At 71.4% G+C, this 16,781-nt stretch carries 18 protein-coding genes; 11 read left to right on the plus strand and 7 right to left on the minus strand.

Annotation, left to right across the window (positions count from 1 at the left end; genetic code table 11):
- The first annotated feature begins 152 nt into the window (after nucleotides 1-152).
- Nucleotides 153-554, plus strand: coding sequence for a BlaI/MecI/CopY family transcriptional regulator (locus ACFVS6_RS15550; RefSeq protein WP_389704098.1), 402 nt, complete (start codon nucleotides 153-155; stop codon nucleotides 552-554).
- 6 nt (nucleotides 555-560) lie between these two features.
- Nucleotides 561-1,490, plus strand: a complete 930-nt coding sequence (locus tag ACFVS6_RS15555) for a M56 family metallopeptidase (protein ID WP_389704099.1) — start codon at nucleotides 561-563, stop codon at nucleotides 1,488-1,490.
- A 65-nt stretch (nucleotides 1,491-1,555) separates the two neighbouring features.
- On the opposite strand, the gene ACFVS6_RS15560 is transcribed toward ACFVS6_RS15555, so the two are convergent.
- The 3 genes from ACFVS6_RS15560 to ACFVS6_RS15570 form a co-directional block, all read right to left on the minus strand.
- Nucleotides 1,556-2,011: a tellurite resistance TerB family protein gene (locus tag ACFVS6_RS15560; RefSeq protein WP_389704101.1), complete on the minus strand. Its 456-nt coding sequence runs from the start codon at nucleotides 2,009-2,011 to the stop codon at nucleotides 1,556-1,558.
- Between the two features lie 108 nt (nucleotides 2,012-2,119).
- The gene (locus tag ACFVS6_RS15565; RefSeq protein ID WP_389704103.1) at nucleotides 2,120-3,196 is read right to left on the minus strand and encodes a sporulation protein; all 1,077 of its coding nucleotides are present in this window, start codon (nucleotides 3,194-3,196) and stop codon (nucleotides 2,120-2,122) included.
- A gap of 86 nt (nucleotides 3,197-3,282) precedes the next feature.
- Nucleotides 3,283-3,504: a hypothetical protein gene (locus tag ACFVS6_RS15570; RefSeq protein WP_389704105.1), complete on the minus strand. Its 222-nt coding sequence runs from the start codon at nucleotides 3,502-3,504 to the stop codon at nucleotides 3,283-3,285.
- A 449-nt stretch (nucleotides 3,505-3,953) separates the two neighbouring features.
- On the opposite strand from ACFVS6_RS15570, the gene ACFVS6_RS15575 reads away from it, so the two are divergent.
- The 5 genes from ACFVS6_RS15575 (at nucleotide 3,954) to ACFVS6_RS15595 (ending at nucleotide 7,855) form a co-directional block, all read left to right on the plus strand.
- Nucleotides 3,954-4,493 (plus strand): ArsR/SmtB family transcription factor, encoded by a 540-nt coding sequence (locus ACFVS6_RS15575; RefSeq protein ID WP_389704107.1) that lies wholly within the window; start codon nucleotides 3,954-3,956, stop codon nucleotides 4,491-4,493.
- The gene (locus ACFVS6_RS15580) at nucleotides 4,490-5,776 is read left to right on the plus strand and encodes an MFS transporter (RefSeq protein ID WP_389704109.1); all 1,287 of its coding nucleotides are present in this window, start codon (nucleotides 4,490-4,492) and stop codon (nucleotides 5,774-5,776) included. Before ACFVS6_RS15575 ends, ACFVS6_RS15580 begins: the two co-directional genes overlap by 4 nt.
- Before the next feature lie 75 nt (nucleotides 5,777-5,851).
- Nucleotides 5,852-6,658: a hypothetical protein gene (locus ACFVS6_RS15585; protein WP_389704111.1), complete on the plus strand. Its 807-nt coding sequence runs from the start codon at nucleotides 5,852-5,854 to the stop codon at nucleotides 6,656-6,658.
- Between the two features lie 83 nt (nucleotides 6,659-6,741).
- Nucleotides 6,742-7,227, plus strand: a complete 486-nt coding sequence (locus ACFVS6_RS15590) for an HIT family protein (RefSeq protein WP_389704113.1) — start codon at nucleotides 6,742-6,744, stop codon at nucleotides 7,225-7,227.
- A gap of 256 nt (nucleotides 7,228-7,483) precedes the next feature.
- Nucleotides 7,484-7,855, plus strand: a complete 372-nt coding sequence (locus ACFVS6_RS15595) for a low affinity iron permease family protein (RefSeq protein ID WP_389704115.1) — start codon at nucleotides 7,484-7,486, stop codon at nucleotides 7,853-7,855.
- A gap of 199 nt (nucleotides 7,856-8,054) precedes the next feature.
- Here ACFVS6_RS15595 and ACFVS6_RS15600 read toward each other — a convergent pair whose 3' ends face one another.
- The 4 genes from ACFVS6_RS15600 to ACFVS6_RS15615 form a co-directional block, all read right to left on the minus strand.
- Nucleotides 8,055-8,900, minus strand: coding sequence for an endo alpha-1,4 polygalactosaminidase (locus ACFVS6_RS15600; RefSeq protein ID WP_389704116.1), 846 nt, complete (start codon nucleotides 8,898-8,900; stop codon nucleotides 8,055-8,057).
- Nucleotides 8,901-8,961: 61 nt separating this feature from the next.
- Nucleotides 8,962-10,374, minus strand: coding sequence for a sensor histidine kinase (locus ACFVS6_RS15605; protein ID WP_389704118.1), 1,413 nt, complete (start codon nucleotides 10,372-10,374; stop codon nucleotides 8,962-8,964).
- Nucleotides 10,371-11,048: a response regulator transcription factor gene (locus ACFVS6_RS15610; RefSeq protein WP_389704120.1), complete on the minus strand. Its 678-nt coding sequence runs from the start codon at nucleotides 11,046-11,048 to the stop codon at nucleotides 10,371-10,373. The genes ACFVS6_RS15605 and ACFVS6_RS15610 overlap by 4 nt, the downstream gene beginning before the upstream one ends.
- A gap of 370 nt (nucleotides 11,049-11,418) precedes the next feature.
- Nucleotides 11,419-11,700: a hypothetical protein gene (locus tag ACFVS6_RS15615; RefSeq protein ID WP_389704122.1), complete on the minus strand. Its 282-nt coding sequence runs from the start codon at nucleotides 11,698-11,700 to the stop codon at nucleotides 11,419-11,421.
- A 1,051-nt stretch (nucleotides 11,701-12,751) separates the two neighbouring features.
- Here ACFVS6_RS15615 and ACFVS6_RS15620 point away from each other — a divergent pair.
- The 4 genes from ACFVS6_RS15620 to ACFVS6_RS15635 all read left to right on the plus strand — a co-directional run bounded on the left by ACFVS6_RS15620 (nucleotide 12,752) and on the right by ACFVS6_RS15635 (nucleotide 16,692).
- A complete protein-coding gene (locus ACFVS6_RS15620; protein ID WP_389704123.1) occupies nucleotides 12,752-13,867 on the plus strand; it encodes an LLM class flavin-dependent oxidoreductase in 1,116 nt (371 codons plus the stop codon).
- 5 nt (nucleotides 13,868-13,872) lie between these two features.
- Nucleotides 13,873-14,745, plus strand: coding sequence for an ABC transporter permease (locus ACFVS6_RS15625; protein ID WP_389704201.1), 873 nt, complete (start codon nucleotides 13,873-13,875; stop codon nucleotides 14,743-14,745).
- A 92-nt stretch (nucleotides 14,746-14,837) separates the two neighbouring features.
- On the plus strand, nucleotides 14,838-15,881 hold the full coding sequence (locus ACFVS6_RS15630; RefSeq protein ID WP_389704125.1) for an ABC transporter substrate-binding protein: 1,044 nt from the start codon (nucleotides 14,838-14,840) through the stop codon (nucleotides 15,879-15,881).
- Nucleotides 15,868-16,692, plus strand: a complete 825-nt coding sequence (locus ACFVS6_RS15635; protein WP_389704126.1) for an ABC transporter ATP-binding protein — start codon at nucleotides 15,868-15,870, stop codon at nucleotides 16,690-16,692. The genes ACFVS6_RS15630 and ACFVS6_RS15635 overlap by 14 nt, the downstream gene beginning before the upstream one ends.
- Nucleotides 16,693-16,781: the final 89 nt, after the last annotated feature.

Here is a 16,781-nt window from a genome sequence, read left to right on the forward strand (position 1 = left end):
GAGGAGGTTTCCGAGGGCGCCGATGAGTGGAGCCCGCGACGGCATGCCTCAGGTGGGGCCGCGAGGATTCGCGGCTGTGGTGGCGCCGGGCACTCAGTACGATGGAGCGCACTTCGACCGAGACCACGATCCCCCGGACGGGAGGCTTGAGCATGACGGCCCGACACAGCAAGGAAGGCGCTTCGCCCTCGCGTCGGGGGCAGGGCGAGCTGGAGGCGCAGGTTCTTGCCGTGCTCGGTACCGCCCCAGGGCCGGTGACCGTCGCATGGGTGCAGGAGCGCCTGCCCGGCGGGTTGGCGTACACGACGGTCATCACGATCCTGACCCGCCTGCACGCCAAAGGCGCGGTGGAGCGCGAGCGCGCCGGTCGCTCCTTCGAGTGGGTGCGGGTGGCCGACGAGGCGGGGCTCGCGGCGCTGCGGATGCGCAAGGTCCTGGACGGCGAGGCGGATCGGGAGGCGGTGTTGACGAGCTTCGTCACGTCGCTGTCCCCGGGGGACGAGGACCTGCTGCGGGGTTTGCTCGCGCAGGTGGACGAAGAGGGAGAGCGCTGAGCTCCGATGGGGGTCTTCGTCTTCCTGCCCTTGGTGTTGCCGCTGACCGCGTGGCCCATCGCCCGACTGGCCGAGCACCATCTCCATCCGCGGAGCGCGACCCGGCTGCTGACGGTCATCGCCGTCGTTCTGGCGGTGTGCAGCACGCTGTGCCTGGCGTTGCTGATGGTGGTCGGGACCGCGCAATTGCCGGGGAACCCGCTGCCCGACGGTTGGTCCGATCCGGAGGTGCGCGAGGCGGTGCCGTACGACGAGGTCGCGGGGAAGGTGGCCATCCCGGCGCTGCTCGGCGCTCTCGCCGGCTGCGCGTCGATCACCTGGGGGCACTTCCGCGTGCGGCGTGCGGTCCGGCGTGCTCTCGGTTCCCTGCCGGACCGGAGCGTGGCCGTCCTGCCCGACGACGCGGCCTTCGCCTTCGCGTTGCCGGGACGGCGTCAGCGGGTCGTGGTGAGCTCCGGCATGTTGGCGGAGCTCGACGGGCGTGAGCGGCGGGCCCTGTTCGCCCACGAACGGGCCCATCTGAACGCCCGTCACCACCGCTTCCTGTTGGCTTCGCGGTTGGCGGCGTGCGCCAATCCGTTCCTGCGCCCCCTGTGCACGTCGGTCACCTACACCACCGAGCGGTGGGCCGACGAGGAGGCGGCGGCGGTGACGGGAAGCCGTCGGGGTGTTGCCCGGGCCGTGGCCAAGGCGGCTCTGGTGCGGGTGGCCGCTCCCGGCCGGGCCCTCGCGCACTTCGCGGCGGCGGGTCCGGTGCCGCGGCGGGTGGCCGCGCTTCTGGCTCCCGCGCCGGCGGCGCTGCGCTGGCCGCCGGTCTTCACCGCAGCAGGCCTCGCCGTGTGGGGCGCCGCAGCGGGTACGGCCGCCTCGGCCCTGTCATCGGCGAACTCGGCGATCACGTTGTTCTTCATCCTCAAGGCCGCCACCCCGCTGTAGGGGGCGGGGTCCCCGGCACCTGAGCGGTGCCGGGGAGAGGGGGCCGGCCCCTCGTCGTCCTGCGCTCAGAGGTCGAACTCGTGGGGCGGCAGGTCGAGGATGTAGCAGGCCTCCCGTACGACGGCCTGCTCGGTCTTGTCGAAGTCGCCGTCCGCGCCGCCGATGACGATGCCGATCTGGATGACCGCGCGCGCCTCGGCGGGCTTCTTCTTGGCCTTGGCGACCTCTTGCAGGACGGCGACCTTGCCGAAGTCGAAATCGGCCGCCAGCTTGTCGAGGTTCGCGTCGAAGCGCCGCTGGAGGTCGGCGGCGTCGAAGTTCTGCAACACCTCGTTGTTGGCGATGAGTTGTGCCACCCGACGGCGTTCGGAAGGGTCGATGGTGCCGTCGGCCGCGGCGACCAGGGCGCACATCGCCATGCTCGCGTCGCGGAACGCACCGCTCTTGAGGTCGTTCTTCTTCGCCACCAGCTGGGTCTGCATCGTCGATGCGGATTCCTTGATCCGGTCCCACAAGGCCATGCCCACTCCGTATTCCTCGAACGGCGGTATCGGGCGGCGCCCGAAACCCTTCACTTTCTACAACTCTGTAGAAGTTACCAGTAGGGCTCCCGCTTCCGCTCCCGCGCCCTACGCCTCCACATCTCCGCCGTCGCCGCCGTCTTCATCTCCCTCGCCGTCGTCGTCGCGTTCGTCGCCGTCGCCGCCGTCGCCGTCACCTTCGAAGAAGTCGCCCACCTCGTCGACGACCTCGGCCGCGACCAGGCCTCCGACCACTCCGACGGCCACGCCGGCTGCGCCTGCCGCGACGACCGTCCCCACACCAGGACCGGATGGATGTCCACCGCCGGAGCCGACATGCCCCCCGTACCCCTTGTCCATGTGCGGGGTGCCGTCGTGGGCATAGGTGTCGAACCGGGCGCCGTGGTCGGCCCGATGCTCGACCAGTTGACGGATCCAGCCGTCGACCTCCGCCTTCCAGTCGCGGTGCGGGACATCGGCGTGCTCGACGTCGTACCGACCCAGGGCGTCGCCCGCCTCGGAGCGGTTCCCTCCCCCGCGCCTGTCGGCCTCCAGGACGACCTCCACGCCTGCCGGGCCGGCGAGGAAGGTCAGCTCGATCTCGTCGGCCCGCCGCGCGTAGGCGGGGGCCGGGACGAGTTCGATCTCCTGGTAGAAGGGCAGCCGCTGTCCGGTGCCGCGGATGTGACCCAGTTCGAGGTCTGCGGACTTGAACCCGAAGCCGAGCTGCCCGAGGGCCTCCAGGATGGCCTCCTGGGCGGGAAGCGGACGGACGGTGAGCGGGTCGAGGTCGCCCTTGTCCCTCGCACCGGCGATGCCGAGCTCGGTCCGCACGCCCAGGACGATGCCCAGCGACTGCCCGTGCAGTTCGGTGATCGGGGTCTCCCACGGCAGGGTCACCGCGAAGGGCACACCGCACCCCTCGCCCGCCGCCAAGCGGAATCCGCCGCCCACGCTGAACCGCTCGAAGACCAGGGCACCCTGGGACTCGCCGTCCTCGTACTCCGCCTCGACGTGGGCGATCAGTTCCAGGGTGACGCGCTCGATCATGAAGTCGGCATTGCCGCCTTTGAGGTGCACCTGGCCACTGAGCGTTCCGCCGGGGACGGCGGCGATCGGGTCCAGGACCGTGTCCACGGCCGGGCCGCCCACACCGAGCGAGCCGAGCAGTCTCTTGAACACCATGCCGGCGTCCACTCCTTCTGGTTGCGCTTGAGTTCACTGGAATCGGGGGCGGCACGGCGTGATCGTGCCGCCCCCGCGGATCGGGCCTACTTGACCGTGCCGTCCAGGGCCACCAGGGCCTGGGCCCAGGAGACGTACTTCAGGTCGGCGAGGTCGGCGACCGTCTTGACGCCGAACGCCTCCTGGAGGAGGTCGCCCTGGCGGTCACTGACGCCCTTCAGGGCCGACACGGGCGCGGCGAGGATCTCCGGCAGCCCCTTGTCCGCCCACGCCTTGTCCAGCACCTTGCTCAGATCGATCGAAGCCATTACGGGTCCCCTCAACAAGTCAACACGGCAGGTACCAGTGAGCGGGCAGGCGTGCGCGGCCCGGCGCGACGGCGGCCGGGGTCGCGAAACCTGCACCCCTCGCTATTTCTACAAAGCTGTAGAAGCATAGAGGCCGAAGGGGCGCAGTCGAGTCACATCCCGGGGGATTCCGGGAGGAAGGCCGAAAATGATGGGCGAGGCGCGCTCGGGCGAGGCGCCTGCGGCGCCCACCACCGGCCGGGACGGCAACTCCACTCCCATCGGCACGAGTTCGGGGTGAGGTATCGCCACACCGCGATCCGACACGCGAACCACGGCGCTCCCGGAACTTGAGGGCGTGCGGGCGAACAGGACGGGGCGGGACGAAGGCCTCACGCACCGACCACCACTTCCGGCCGCTCGGGCGAAACCCCTTGCGCAATGGTCAAGAAGTGTTGACCATTGGGGACATGCCAACTGATGATCTTCCCGAGACGTTCCACGTCACCACTGACGAACAGCTGCGCGCCGTTTCCAATCTGACGCGCCACCGGATCATGGCCGTCCTCCGGTTCGAGCCCGCGACGATCACGCAGATCGCCGAACGGGTGGGCCTCGCGAAGGGGAGTTCCAGCTACCACGTACGGCTGCTCGAACGGGCCGGCCTGGTCAAGGTGGTGCGGACCAGAAAGGTCCGAGGGGTGACCGAGCGGTACTACGCGATGGCCGCACAGACGATCGCGCTGCCGGATCCGGGCGAGGGCGGGCCGGACGTGCTGATGCGCCATGCGGTGGCGGATCTGGAAGCAGCGCCGGCGGACGGTGAACGGCACGTACGGATGGCGCACCTACGGCTCACCGAGGCTCAGTTCGCCGAATTGGGGGCGCGGCTGCAGGCACTGGCGGACGAGTACCGGGCATTGTCCGACCCGTCCCTGCCGGACGCCTCACTCGTCTTCGCGCTGTTCCACCCGGCGCAGCGTACGCAGGCCGAAGGGGAGGCCAAGTGACTTCAGACGTAAAGAGGTTGCCGATCGGTTTCGGGCGACTGTGGACCGCTCAGACGGTCTCCTCGCTCGGTGACGGCGTGTTGCACACCGCACTGCCGCTGCTCGCGTTGATGTTGACGCGGGATCCGATGGCACTCGCCGTCGTCACGGCGTCCGGGACGCTGCCGTGGCTGTTCTTCGGAGTCCTCGGCGGTGCGCTGGTGGACCGCTGGGATCGTCGGCGCACGATGTGGGTCGCGGACACTGCCAGGGCGGTGCTCCTCGCGATACCGGCGGCCGCGGCCGCGCTCGACATGCTGAGCATTCCGCTGCTGGCGGCCGTCGCCTTCCTGCTCGGCCTCGGCGGACTCTTCTTCGACACGGCCGCCACGGCCTATCTGCCGGATCTGCTCGGCCGCGACCCCGCGCTCCTCGAACGTGCCAACTCCCGCCTGCGCGGCGCCCAGACGGCTGCCTTCGGTTTCGTCGGGCCTCCCCTGGGCAGTGCGCTGCTCGCGTTCGGGCGGGCGGTTCCGCTGCTCGTCGACGCGGTGTCCTTCGCGTTCTCCGCGCTGCTCGTACGGTCGCTGCCCGCCACGCCCCGGCCCGTACCGGAAGCCCGCGCGTCGCTTCTTCGGCAAGCGCGGGCCGGCGCCTCGTACGTCTTCCGGGATCGGTTGCTGCTCGGGCTCGCGCTGCGTCCGGCGGTCGGGAACATCGCCTTCCTCGCCGTGGAGACCGTACTCGCCCTCTTCGCCCACGACCGTCTCGGCATCGACACCCTCGGCTTCGGCCTGCTCCTCACGGCGGAGGCCACGGGCGGGCTCCTCGGCGCGGGGATCGCCTCCTTCCTCGGCCGCCGGCTCGGCACCGGGACCGCGCTGACCTGCACGGCCGCAGTGGAGGGCCTGGCCATCCTGGCGCTCGCCGCAGCCCCGAACCCGTACGTCGCCGGGCTCGCTCTCGCCGTCTGCGGGGCGGGCATGGGAGCCACGATGGTGCTCGCTCCGTCCCTCCGGCAGGCGATCGTCCCGGCCCACCTGATGGGCCGCGTCGCCTCCACGTCCCGCATGCTCTCCATGTGCGCCGCCCCGTTCGGCGCCTTCCTCGGCGGCTGGCTGGCCACCGCGTACGACGTGCGCACCCCGCTCTACGCCGCCGCCGGCCTCCTCCTCGCCATGACCGCCGTGACGTCGACCATGACCAGCAACCGGCGCGTCGAGGCGGCTCTGCGCGCCGCCGCCGCCCCTGATGATCCGGATCACCCGGACTCCCGGGTGCCCGTTCGGGAAGCTGCCGTTTAGACCGTCGACCCGTACGGCGAGGGGCATTCAGGCGCGGAAGTACCGCGCCTGCCTCCGACGCAATAGCCTCGGACCGTGACCCTTAGCCCCAGCCGGACCGAGCAGCCCCGCCCCGCCTCGCTCCCGCCCTCCCGGACACTGCTGGACAGCACGAACTGGGGATCGCTCGCCACAGCCTGCGGCACGGGTGAATCCCTGCCTGCGGCGCTGACGCTCCTGACCAGCTCGGACCCGGTGATCAGGGAGTCCGCTCTCCGAAATGCGCTGGGACCCGTCACGCACCAGAACAGCATCTACGAGGCCACCGTGCCCGTGGCGCTGTTCGTCGCGGCGATCCTCGACCACCCGACCATCACGGCGGTCGAGCGCAGCCAGGACACCGCGACTCCCCCGACCCGGCCCATCCTCGTACAGCTCCTCGACTGGCTCGGCGACACCGCCCGCGACGCCGACGACGAGTGCGCTGCCATCGACGAAGGCTCCAACGGCGAGGGATGCCTGGATGAGTACCCGCCGATGCGTGCGTTCAGGGACGCCAGGCCGGCCATCTTCTCCGCTGTGCGGGCCCTCCTCGGTCACGACCACGCGGACTTGCGCCACGCCGCCCTGATCGCAGCCATTCCCCTCATCGAGCACCCCCTCCTCACCCGGCACCAGGCCGATCTGGCCGACCGCGCACGAGCTCTCCTCGCCATCAGCAGCGACCGCCACCATCGGGACCGCGTCCTGAACGCGCTGAAGGCATGGGGTCACGACACCAGCACCTTGGAGAACACTGCCGACGTCGCGGCTCGTGAACATTACGCCCGCCTGAGGGCTGAACGCGCTTCTTGGAACGGCGGTTGGACGGGTGGCGGCTACAGTGCGGACCCGCCGTTCTGACCCGAGGTCCGAAACGCTTGGAATCGACCCCTGTTCACCCCGCGCGGCCGTTCCACCGGAAGTGGCGCTCTACGATCAGGTCCATGACGACTCCCGACTGCTACGCATGCGGCAAGGAAGCAGAGTTCGACGACCTTCCGCCACGCGAGCGCGTGGTGCATGACCAGCACTGGCGGGTGGCCCACGCCGTCAACACCGCGCTGCCCGGCTGGCTGGTGCTGCTGCCCCGGCGCCACGTCACCGCGGTTCACGACCTCACCGATGCCGAGGCGGCGACCCTCGGGATGTGGCAGGTCAAGCTCTCCCGCGCGCTCCGGAGCCGGACCGGTTGCTCCAAGACCTACGTCGTCCAATTCGCCGAAGCCGAAGGCTTCTCCCACGTGCACTTCCACATCGTTCCGCGCATGTCGGATCTACGGCCGGCGCATCGTGGGCCGGGGGTCTTCGAGCTGCTTCGGCGGCCCGAGCAGGAGCACGTATCCGCTGAGCGGGCAGACCAGGTGGCACGGTCCCTCCGAGCTCGACTTCAGGAGCATCCGAACGGTCGATCAGAAGATCACGGAGTCTGAACAACCCTGTGGGGTTCCGGCGCGAGGAGCACCTGATCGACCACCCCAGGACGTCTGCGAGGTCCCGGTGGCCGAGATCCCGGCCGAGGAATTTCATCGGCGTCCTTGAGGGCATCGTTTCGGCACTCGATGGCGTCCGTCCGGACGATCCGCCGCCGATCGGACGGCGCGGCGGGGCGCCCGGCCGCGTGGGCTCCGGGATCCCGTACGGCCCGTCAAGGTCACACGTGTCGCCGGACAAGGGATGATGCTCGGTATGACGTTCGAACATCCCGCCGAAAAGAACGAGGACGGCCGCGTCGGTCCGTTCGAGAGGCTGGCCGAGCTGGCCTCCAACTTCACGAGCTCGGCGGTCTTCTTCGCGGTGTGCGTGGCCCTGGTGGTCAACGTCGTGGTCGTGCACGCCCTCCACCTGTCCCAGAGCTGGCAGCACCTGGCGGGCGACGCCGTGGCCTCCGTCGCCCTGCTGCTGCTGGCCCTGCTGAAGAACTCCGAGCGGCGGGCCGAGCACGCCATCCAGCGCAAGCTGGACGCCATCGCCGCAGCCCTGCTGGAACAGCACTCGGGTGAATCCGGCACGGCGCACGAGGAACTGAGGAAGGCGATCGGGATCGAGGAGCGCCAGTAGGGGCCCCTCGGCCCGTGATCCGTGGCCGGGGTCCGTGGCCGGGGTCCGCTGCTTGTTCACCGGCCCGCAGCGGTGCTGCCCGATTCCGTCGCCCCGGGGCCGTCACCGGAACCCGGCTGCCGACCGTCCGGATGGCGGTGGGCGTTCCCGGGTTCCGGTGACGGTGCGGGGCCCCCGAGAGGGGTGGGGGCCCCGCGGTTCAGCAGGCGCGGTAGCGGTAACCCCGCGCGCCGGCGGCGGAGACGTCGAGGTCGCGCTGGACGATCGCGAGCTTCGATCCCCAACCGGCGCAGGCCCGGTCGTAGCCGGAGTTCTCGTACTCGATGACGAACACGCGGTTGGCGTAGGCCTTCGCGAAGTCCCCGCACTCGTTGTACTGGCCGCACTCCTCGGCGACGGCGAAATCGAAGCCGATCTTCGTCCGGTCGGAGAGCATCTCGGCGGTGTTCTTCTGGCCGATGGCCAGGCCCTCCGCGTGGGCGCGGTCCGCGAGGAGCTTGGCGAAGGCCACGTTGTGCGCCTTGGTCAGGCGGCCCCCGGAGCGGGCGAAGGAATCCAGGTTGTCGGGCTCGACCGCCTGGAAGCCGCTGCTCGCACAGCCCTTGATCCAGTCTCCGACGACCTTGGCCAGCCGGGTGCGCTTGTCGGCCGTGGAGGTGTCGAGGAGCGCCTCGCCCCAGTCCTCGTCGAGGACGGGACGCTTGGCGGTGTCGCGCAGCACCAGGTCGGGGTGGTTCTTCTGCCACCAGCCGAGTGCATCGGGCTGGGCCTGGAAGGCGTTGACGTAGCAGATGTTGTACAGGCCGGCCGCGGGCCGGGCGGTGCGGTCGCGGGAGACCACCTTGACGCCCTTGGGGGGCGTGTACGCGGCCCCGATCTGGTAGTCGAAGGACGCGTTGGCCACCGGGAGCCGCGGGGCGGCGGTCTGTCCCGCGGAGGCCTGCGAGAGGGTCAGGCCCGCTCCGACGGCGAGGACGACGCCCGTGGCGCCGGCGGCCAGGGTCGACTTGCGGCGCAGGAAGGGGGTTGCGGAGTGCTTCGGCACACGTTCTCCAGTGCGAGGTGCGATGAGGTGTTCGCATCCTGCGCGATGGATCGTGAGGAATTCATGAGGCGGGGCCCCGGCCGCGTCCCGGACCCGCTCCGTGGGCCGCACGTTGGTCCCGACGGTCCAGGGAGAAGCGGACCAGGGTGCCGCCGCCGGGGCGGAGGTCGGCCGTGAGCGACCCACCGTGCGCGGCGGCGATCTCGGAGACCAGGGAGAGGCCGATGCCGGTGCCACCGCCGGGCGAGCGGAATCGTTCCGTCAGAGCGGGCAGGTCGGCCGCGGCGATGCCGGGGCCGCGGTCCGCCACCACCACGGTCGATCCGCGGACCATGACGTGGACCTCCGCCCGGCCCGACGGGTCGCCGGGCGTGCGGCCGTGCCGCAGGGCGTTGTCGAGGAGGTTGCGCACGGCGATCCGTACGAGAGCCGGGTCCGCGGTGACGACGGAGGCGTCGAGGGATGTCGTCAGGACGTGCGGGCCGGCCGGCAACTCCTCGCACGTCTGCTCGACCAGCTGATCGAGCCTGAGCGGGACGGCGCGCAGCGCTTCGCGATGGGCCGCTTGGAGTCGGCCGCGCGTGAGGACGTTCTCGACGACGTCGGCGAGGCGTTCGGTGGCTCGCCGGATCCGCGGCAGGTGGGGGTCCAGGCCGCGGGGGTCGGTGCCCGCGACGTCGACCGAGCTGCGCATGACCGCCACCGGGGTCCGCAGCTCGTGGGCCGTGTCGGCGAGCATCCGCTCCTGGGCCTCCAGGGACTCCCAGGCCGGGCGCAGGCTGCGCCCCGACAGAAGGTGTCCGGTGCCGGCCGCCAGGGTGGTGAGGAGTCCCGCTCCGACGAGCACCGACATGACGAGCCGGTCGTGCTCGGCCATGCGGTGGGCCGGATCGCCGGCGACGACGACCGCTCCCCGCACTTCCTGCGTCTCGTCATGGTGGAAGGGCCGGGCCAGCAGGTAGGCGGTGCCGCCCCGGGCGTCCGGCACCTCGGCGCGAACGGTGTCGTCGCTCCGCATGGCGGATCGGGCGAGTCCGGCGAGGCGGTCGTCGCCGATGGGCACGGCGGCCGGGCCGGGCGAGGTGAAGACCCGCCGCAAGGAGCCGTCGGCGGAGGTGTGCAGGACGTTCACGCGCGGGTAGCCGCGGGTGGCCTCGTCGTCGTACAGGCCGTCCAGTTGGAGGCCCTCGTCCGTGTAGTAGATCAGTGAGGTGCTCACGGCGGCGCGCCGGTTCATCTCGTCGTACTCCGCGGCACGCCAGGAACGGGCGTCGGTGCGGATCACCATCCAGGACAGGACGCTGACCCCGGCCAGGGTGACGAGCGTGTAGGCGAGGGTCAGTCGGAACTGGAGCCTGCGCAGCCGCCTGCGGGCCGGTGAGCGCCGGCGGCGGGTCGGGGCGGGCGTCCGGCCGTGGCCGGCCCGTTCCTCGCCGGTCGGCAGGCCGTGCCGGTCCGGGGCCCGGTTCCTCACGGGTGGTCCGTGTTGTCGGAACCGAGCAGGAACCCGTGGCCGCGGACGGTGCGGATCAGCGGCGGGGCGCCCAGTTTGCGGCGGAGCCCGGCCATGACGGCGTCCACGACGTTCGACACGGGGTCGGCCATCTCGTCCCAGCAGTGCTCGACGAGAGCCGCGCGGGTGACCACGGTCTCGCGGTGCACGAGCAGGTGGCGCAGGACGGCGTACTCCTTGTGCGTCAGGGTGAGCAGGACACCGGCTCGACGGACCTCGCGGCGGGCCGCGTCCAGTTCCAGGTCGGCGTGGGCGAGGTGGACGGGGAGTCGGTCGCCGGCGCGGCGGGCCAGGCTGCCGACCCGCATCACGAGCTCCTCCATCGCGAAGGGCTTGGGAAGGTAGTCGTCCGCGCCCGAGCGGAAGCCGTCGACGCGGTCCGACAGGGTGTGGAGGGCGGTGAGGCAGAGCACCGGGGTCGACCATCCGCTCCGGCGCCGGCGTTCCAGCGCGTACAGGGTGTCCCCGGAGGGCAGCAGGCGGTCGAGAACCACGCAGTCGTACGCGGCCAGGTCGAGCAGGAACTCGGCCTCCGGCCAGTCGGCCGCGTCGTCCACCGCGTACCCGGCGGCCTTGAGGCCGGCCGCCACCACTTCGCGGAGGTCGGGTTCGTCCTCGACGAGGAGTACGCGCATGTCCTGTTCGCCCTTGGGTTCGCGCCGACCGTGGGCCGGCGGGAGGAGTCGCGCCGCGCCGCCGTGCGGCGGAGTGGACGACCGGGAGGACATAGTAAACAAGCCATGGCCAAACCATGACCATTGGTGATCGCGAGTGAGCGGTCGAGCCGCCTTCGGTTCCGGCGGCCACGACCGCGCGCCCCGAAACCCGGCGGCCGACCGGCAGGCGGATCGGGACGAATTCAGTGCAACGTGCATCGACCGGGGTGCCCGTGGGCAGGCATGCCACAGCCCTGGGAAGACGTTTCGGGCGTCTTCCCAGGGCGTGGAGCCGATCATTCGAGCCGTTCCGGCCGGTCGGGTCAGCGCCTGACCGTCCGGCGGGCCGTCACAGCTTGGCGAGCGTACAGGCGGTCTGCGCGAGGGCCGGCGGGACCGACGAGACGTTCATCAGGACGAGGCGGCACAGCAGCTGGTCGGCCGGCAGGCCCGAACCACCCACGGTGCAGGCCAGGTTGGTGTCCGTGCTGGAGTAGCCGGCGGCCGCGAGGTACGCCGTGCAGTCACTGGGAGCGGCCTGGGCCGCCGGGGCCGCGATGACCACGGCGCCGGCCATCGCCATGGCCGTCACGGCGGCGGCGGCGAGGCGGGTACGAAGGGTGCGCTTCATGATTCCTCCCGAGGACGAACGAATTGACCGACCCCGGAAGACAATCCTCCGGGGACGATTAGAGAGTAGAGGAATATCCCGGGCGAAAGTCCGGAAACAGCGGAACCGATTACCGCCGGCCACCCAAAAGGAAAAGAAATGGCCGCAGGGTCTGTCCGACGTTTGGGCATTCCTGTGGGACGCACGCATCGGATCGGGAGCAGAGTTGCGGCCACGAGGCTGGATCTGGTGCTTCTTGGTGACGTTCTGACAGCAATTGGTCCACATGTGGCCCATGTTCGACGATCGGAGATCAGTCAGGTTGGCCGAAAACATGCCAGAGGAATGGTCCACAACCGAGGCGTCGCCGCACCATGGAAGGCGTTCGGATTCTCGCACACAAAACGAAATGCCCGCGCTCCCCGCCGGCGCTCGCCGACAAACGTTACCGGATCCGGGCTGACGGAGCAGGGAATACGGGACGAGAAGTGCGCCGAGCGCATACGGGGGGCGCAATTGAATTCCGCGCCGACCGGAATGTCCGCACCACTCCGCGCATCCTCTTCCGGACTCGGTCGCGGGGCGGCGCCGCCGATGCCGCCAAGTCGGTTTCGTCGGGCCGCACCGTTGCCGTCGCCGCCCCCGCGGCCGGCGGGCGCCCTGCCGGGCCGTCAGCGGGCCCCGCTCCGGCACGCCTTGTCCACCCGCCAACGCCCCGCGGGCCCGCACGCACTCCGCGACCGGCACCTCGTCCCGCCATACGGAACGGAATCGTCCAGGATGCGGACGACGGTTGCACATGCCCGAGCGGCGCCGACAGGATACGGCCCATGGCCCCCGTCCTCGTTTCGCGTCGTCACGTAGATCTGCTGCGTGTCTCGACCATGCTGTGTCGGGCCGACCGCTTCCGTACGCACGGCTGTTGATCCACTGATCCACCGCGCCTGAACCGTACGGACACCCCCGCGCACCGTCCGCGCCTCCGTTCCGCCCTCCCTCCTGCCCGTGTACACGTGCCACCGCCCTCACCGCGGTGCCGCGTGCCGCGCCGCTGCTTCGACGAGGTCCTCCCATGCCCGAAAACCCACTCCGGCTCCACTGGTTCCTGCCCACGGGCGGGGACGGCCGCGACCCGGGCGGCGTCACCGCCGTCCAGGGCCGCAGCCGAGCGGCCACCCGCCGGCCCGCCGACATCCCGTACCTGGCCCAGGTGGCCCGCGCCGCCGAACAGGCCGGGTTCCACTCCCTGCTCACACCGGTGGGCCTCGGCTGCGTCGACCCCTGGATCCTCACGGCCGCACTCGCGCAGCACACCACCCGCATCGGCTTCCTGGTGGCGTTCCGCGCCGGCTTCGCCGGCCCGACCCTGATCGCCCAACAGGCCGACGCCTTCCGGCGTTTCGCCGGGGGCAGGATCGCGCTGAACGTGGTGACGGGCGGCGACCCCGCCGAACAGCGCGCCTACGGGGACCACGTCGAGCACGACGAGCGCTACGCCCGCACCGAGGAGGTGATGTCGGTCCTCAGGTCGCTGCTGGACGGCAAGACCGTGGACCACCACGGGACCCACCTGCGGATCGAGGGGGCCCGGCTCCCCGATGCCGACGTCCTCCACCCGGTGACCCTGTACTTCGGTGGGGCTTCCCCCGCCGCCGAGGCGGTCGCCGCCCGGCAGGCCGACGTACAGCTCCTCTGGGGCGAGCCGCCGGCCGCACTGGCCGTACGGATCGCCCGGTTGACAGGGCTGGCCCGGGCAGCCGGCCGCACCGTGCGGTTCGGACTGCGGCTGCACGTCATCAGCCGCGACACCGCCGCCGAGGCCTGGTCCGAGGCGGACCGGATCCTGGCGGGGTTCGACCCGGAAGCCGTACGGGCGAGCCAGGAACGGTTCGCCACCATGGACTCCACCGGGCAGGCCCGGATGACCGCCCTGCACGGCGGGGCCGCGGACGCCGCCCGGCTCACCGTGGCACCGAACCTGTGGGCGGGCATCGGCCTGGTCCGGGAGGGGGCCGGAACGGCACTGGTCGGCTCGCACGACGAGGTGGCGCAGCGCCTCGCCGAGTACCGGGACCTCGGCATCGACGAGTTCGTCCTCTCCGGCTACCCGCACCTCGAAGAGGCCTACCGGGTGGGCGAGGAAGTGGCCCCGCGCCTGCGCGCCCTCACCGGGACGGAGGCCGCGTGACCGCCCTGGTGACCGCGCCCGAGGTGGCGGAGCAGGAGGCGCGGCCAGGTCCGGACCCGGCCGGTTCCGCGTCACGGCGACGGGAGCGGCTGCGGGACGCGCTCCGTTGGGGCGCGCTGCGGATCGTGGCGCTCGCCGTGCTGCTCGCCGCCTGGCAGGCGGTCGTCGCCGCCGAGGTGTGGCCGAGGGTCCTGGTGCCTTCGCCCGGGGACGTGTGGCGGCAGTTCATCCTCGCGTCCACCGTGCACGACGGGGTCCGGGGCTACGGCGGCCACCTGCTGATCGAGCACCTGGGCGTCAGCCTCGGGCGGATCGGCACTGGTTCGGCGTACGCCGTACTGGTGGGCGTGCCGCTGGGGTTGTTGATCGGTACGATCCGACCGCTGGCTGTCGTCCTGGAACCCGCGGTGACGTTCCTCCGCACCCTGCCGCCGCTCGCCTACCTCTCGCTCCTCGTCATCTGGTTCGGCATCGACGAGGCACCGAAGATCTGGCTGCTGGTGATCGCCGCGCTGCCGCCCATCGCGGCGGCCACCGCCGCTGCCGTGCGTACGGTTCCCGGCCAACTCGTCGAGGCGGCCAGGGCCCTGGGCTCGGGCCCGGTGGCGCTGCTTCTGTCGGTACGGCTGCCCTCCGCGCTGCCCGAGATACTCACCGGCGTCCGGATAGCCGTCGGAGTCGCCTACACCTCGGTGGTCGCGGCGGAGACCATCAACGGCGTGCCCGGTATCGGCGGCATGATCCGCGATGCGCAGCGGTACAACCAGACGGCCCTGGTGATCGCGGGCATCCTCGCGATCGGTCTGTCCGGGATCGTTCTGGACTCGCTCCTGCGGCTCGTCGAGCGGATCGCGGTGCCGTGGCGCACTCGCGCCTGATCCCCCTGCCTCCGCACCTCACCCCACTTTCCCGCCCGCTTCACCCCCTTCGTCATCCGACTTCAGATAAGACTTCAGACCGGAGATCCCCCGTGCCCGCATTCCCCTCCCGCCGCACCTTCCTGCTCGCCGCGGCCGTCGCCCTGACGGCCTCCGTCACCACCGCGTGCGGGGGTGGCGCGGGCGCCTCCGAAGGCACCGCCGGGAAGACCACCGTACGGATCGCCTACCAGGCGATACCCAACGCGGACCTCGTGGTGAAGAACCAGAAGCTGCTGGAGCAGGCCCTGCCCGACGTCGAGGTGAAGTGGGTGAAGTTCGAGTCCGGGGGCGATGTGAACACGGCGGTCATCGCAGGTGCCGTGGACCTGGGTCTGGCGGGGTCCAGCCCGGTCACCAAGGGGCTGTCGGCGCCGCTGAACATTCCGTACAAGGTGCTGTGGATCCACGATCTGATCGGGGACAACGAGGCGCTCGTCGCGAAGGCCGGGATCGGTTCGGTGAAGGACCTGGCCGGCAAGAAGGTGGCCACCCCGTTCGGGTCGACGGCCCACTACTCGCTGCTCGCCGCACTGAGTGCCGCCGGTGTCGACCCCTCTACGGTGCAGACCATCGACCTCCAGCCGCAGGACGCGCTCGCCGCGTGGAAGCGGGGGGACATCGACGCCGCGTACGTGTGGACGCCGACCCTGAGCGAGCTGACCAAGGACGGCAAGGTACTCGTCAGCAGCCGTGAGTTGGCGAAGCAGGGCAAGCCCACCGCCGACCTGGGCGTGGTCACGAACGCGTTCGCGGCCAAGCATCCCGAGGTGGTCACCGCCTGGATCAAGGCGCAGGACAAGGCCGTCGCGCAGGCACGTACCGCTCCGGACCAGGCCGCGAAGTCCATCGGCGCCGAGCTGGGGCTGCCGACGGAGGAGGCGAAGCGGCAGTTGTCGGAGCTGGTGCTGCTGAGCGCGAAGGAACAGACCGGGCCCGAGTACCTGGGCACGCCCGGCGCGCCGGGGAAGCTCGCGGCGAACCTGCACGACGCCGCGGTGTTCCTGAAGGGACAGAAGGCGGTGGACGCGGTACCCGACGAGGCCGTGTTCGCCAAGGCGCTCGCGGTGGAGGAGCTCGGTCGTGCCGCGAACTGACGCCCCCGGGTCGGTCGCGCCCACCGGATCCGCAGCCGGATCCGCAGCCGCAGCCGCAGCCGTCGAGCTGGCGGGGGTGAAGGTCACGTACGGATCGGCCAAGCAGCCGGTGACGGCGCTCGATGGCGTGGACCTGCTGATCCACCCCGGCGAGTTCGTCGTCCTCGTCGGTCCTTCCGGCTGCGGCAAGACGAGCCTGCTGCGCGTGGTGGCCGGATTCGAGCAGCCCTCCTCGGGCGTCGCCCGCGTCCGCGGCGCGCTCCCCCGGCCGGGCGTGGGGGCCGGGGTGGTGTTCCAGCAGCCACGGTTGTTCCCGTGGCGCACGGTCGGCGGGAACATCGGCTTCGCGCTGGCGCGGCTCGGGGTGCCGCGTGCCGAGCGGGCCGGGCGGATCGCGGAACTCCTGGACCGGGTGGGACTCCCCGACACCGCCGGTCGGCGGACCTGGGAGCTCTCGGGTGGTCAGCAGCAGCGGGTGGCGCTCGCCCGGGCCCTGGCGGCGGAGCCCGAACTCCTCCTGATGGACGAGCCCTTCGCGGCTCTGGACGCCCTGACGCGGGAGCGGCTCCAGGAGGAGGTACGCGCCTTGGCCGGCCGGCTGGGGACGACGGTGCTGTTCGTGACGCATTCGGCGGAGGAGGCCGTGCTGCTGGGTTCCCGGGTGCTGGTCATGGCGGCCGGACCCGGCCGGGTGGTGGCGGAGCTGCCGGTGGGCCTGGCGCGGGATCCGGGGACGGACGTCGCCGCGTTGCGGTCGTCGCCCGAGTTCGCCCGGCTGCGCAGCCGCCTGACGGAGATCATGCGCGGCTGAGCGGTGGTGGGGGGGGGGGCGGGCCCCCCCCCCACCCCCCCCGGGGGGGCCGGCCCCCACCCCCCCCCCCCCGGGCCGGGAGGGGTGGG

Origin of the sequence: Streptomyces sp. NPDC057939 (assembly GCF_042887545.1) — a bacterium.
Classification (GTDB): Bacteria; Actinomycetota; Actinomycetes; order Streptomycetales; family Streptomycetaceae; genus Streptomyces.

What these genes read in the sequence shown, in the direction of transcription:
- ACFVS6_RS15550 (WP_389704098.1), top strand. Translation starts at nt 153, where the DNA reads ATGACGGCCCGACACAGCAAGGAAGGCGCTTCGCCCTCGCGTCGGGGG.
- ACFVS6_RS15610 (WP_389704120.1), bottom strand. Translation starts at nt 11,048, where the DNA reads ATGCGCGTACTCCTCGTCGAGGACGAACCCGACCTCCGCGAAGTGGTG.
- ACFVS6_RS15565 (WP_389704103.1), bottom strand. Translation starts at nt 3,196, where the DNA reads ATGGTGTTCAAGAGACTGCTCGGCTCGCTCGGTGTGGGCGGCCCGGCC.
- ACFVS6_RS15555 (WP_389704099.1), top strand. Translation starts at nt 561, where the DNA reads ATGGGGGTCTTCGTCTTCCTGCCCTTGGTGTTGCCGCTGACCGCGTGG.
- ACFVS6_RS15570 (WP_389704105.1), bottom strand. Translation starts at nt 3,504, where the DNA reads ATGGCTTCGATCGATCTGAGCAAGGTGCTGGACAAGGCGTGGGCGGAC.
- ACFVS6_RS15595 (WP_389704115.1), top strand. Translation starts at nt 7,484, where the DNA reads ATGACGTTCGAACATCCCGCCGAAAAGAACGAGGACGGCCGCGTCGGT.
- ACFVS6_RS15575 (WP_389704107.1), top strand. Translation starts at nt 3,954, where the DNA reads ATGCCAACTGATGATCTTCCCGAGACGTTCCACGTCACCACTGACGAA.
- ACFVS6_RS15590 (WP_389704113.1), top strand. Translation starts at nt 6,742, where the DNA reads ATGACGACTCCCGACTGCTACGCATGCGGCAAGGAAGCAGAGTTCGAC.
- ACFVS6_RS15615 (WP_389704122.1), bottom strand. Translation starts at nt 11,700, where the DNA reads ATGAAGCGCACCCTTCGTACCCGCCTCGCCGCCGCCGCCGTGACGGCC.
- ACFVS6_RS15560 (WP_389704101.1), bottom strand. Translation starts at nt 2,011, where the DNA reads ATGGCCTTGTGGGACCGGATCAAGGAATCCGCATCGACGATGCAGACC.
- ACFVS6_RS15620 (WP_389704123.1), top strand. Translation starts at nt 12,752, where the DNA reads ATGCCCGAAAACCCACTCCGGCTCCACTGGTTCCTGCCCACGGGCGGG.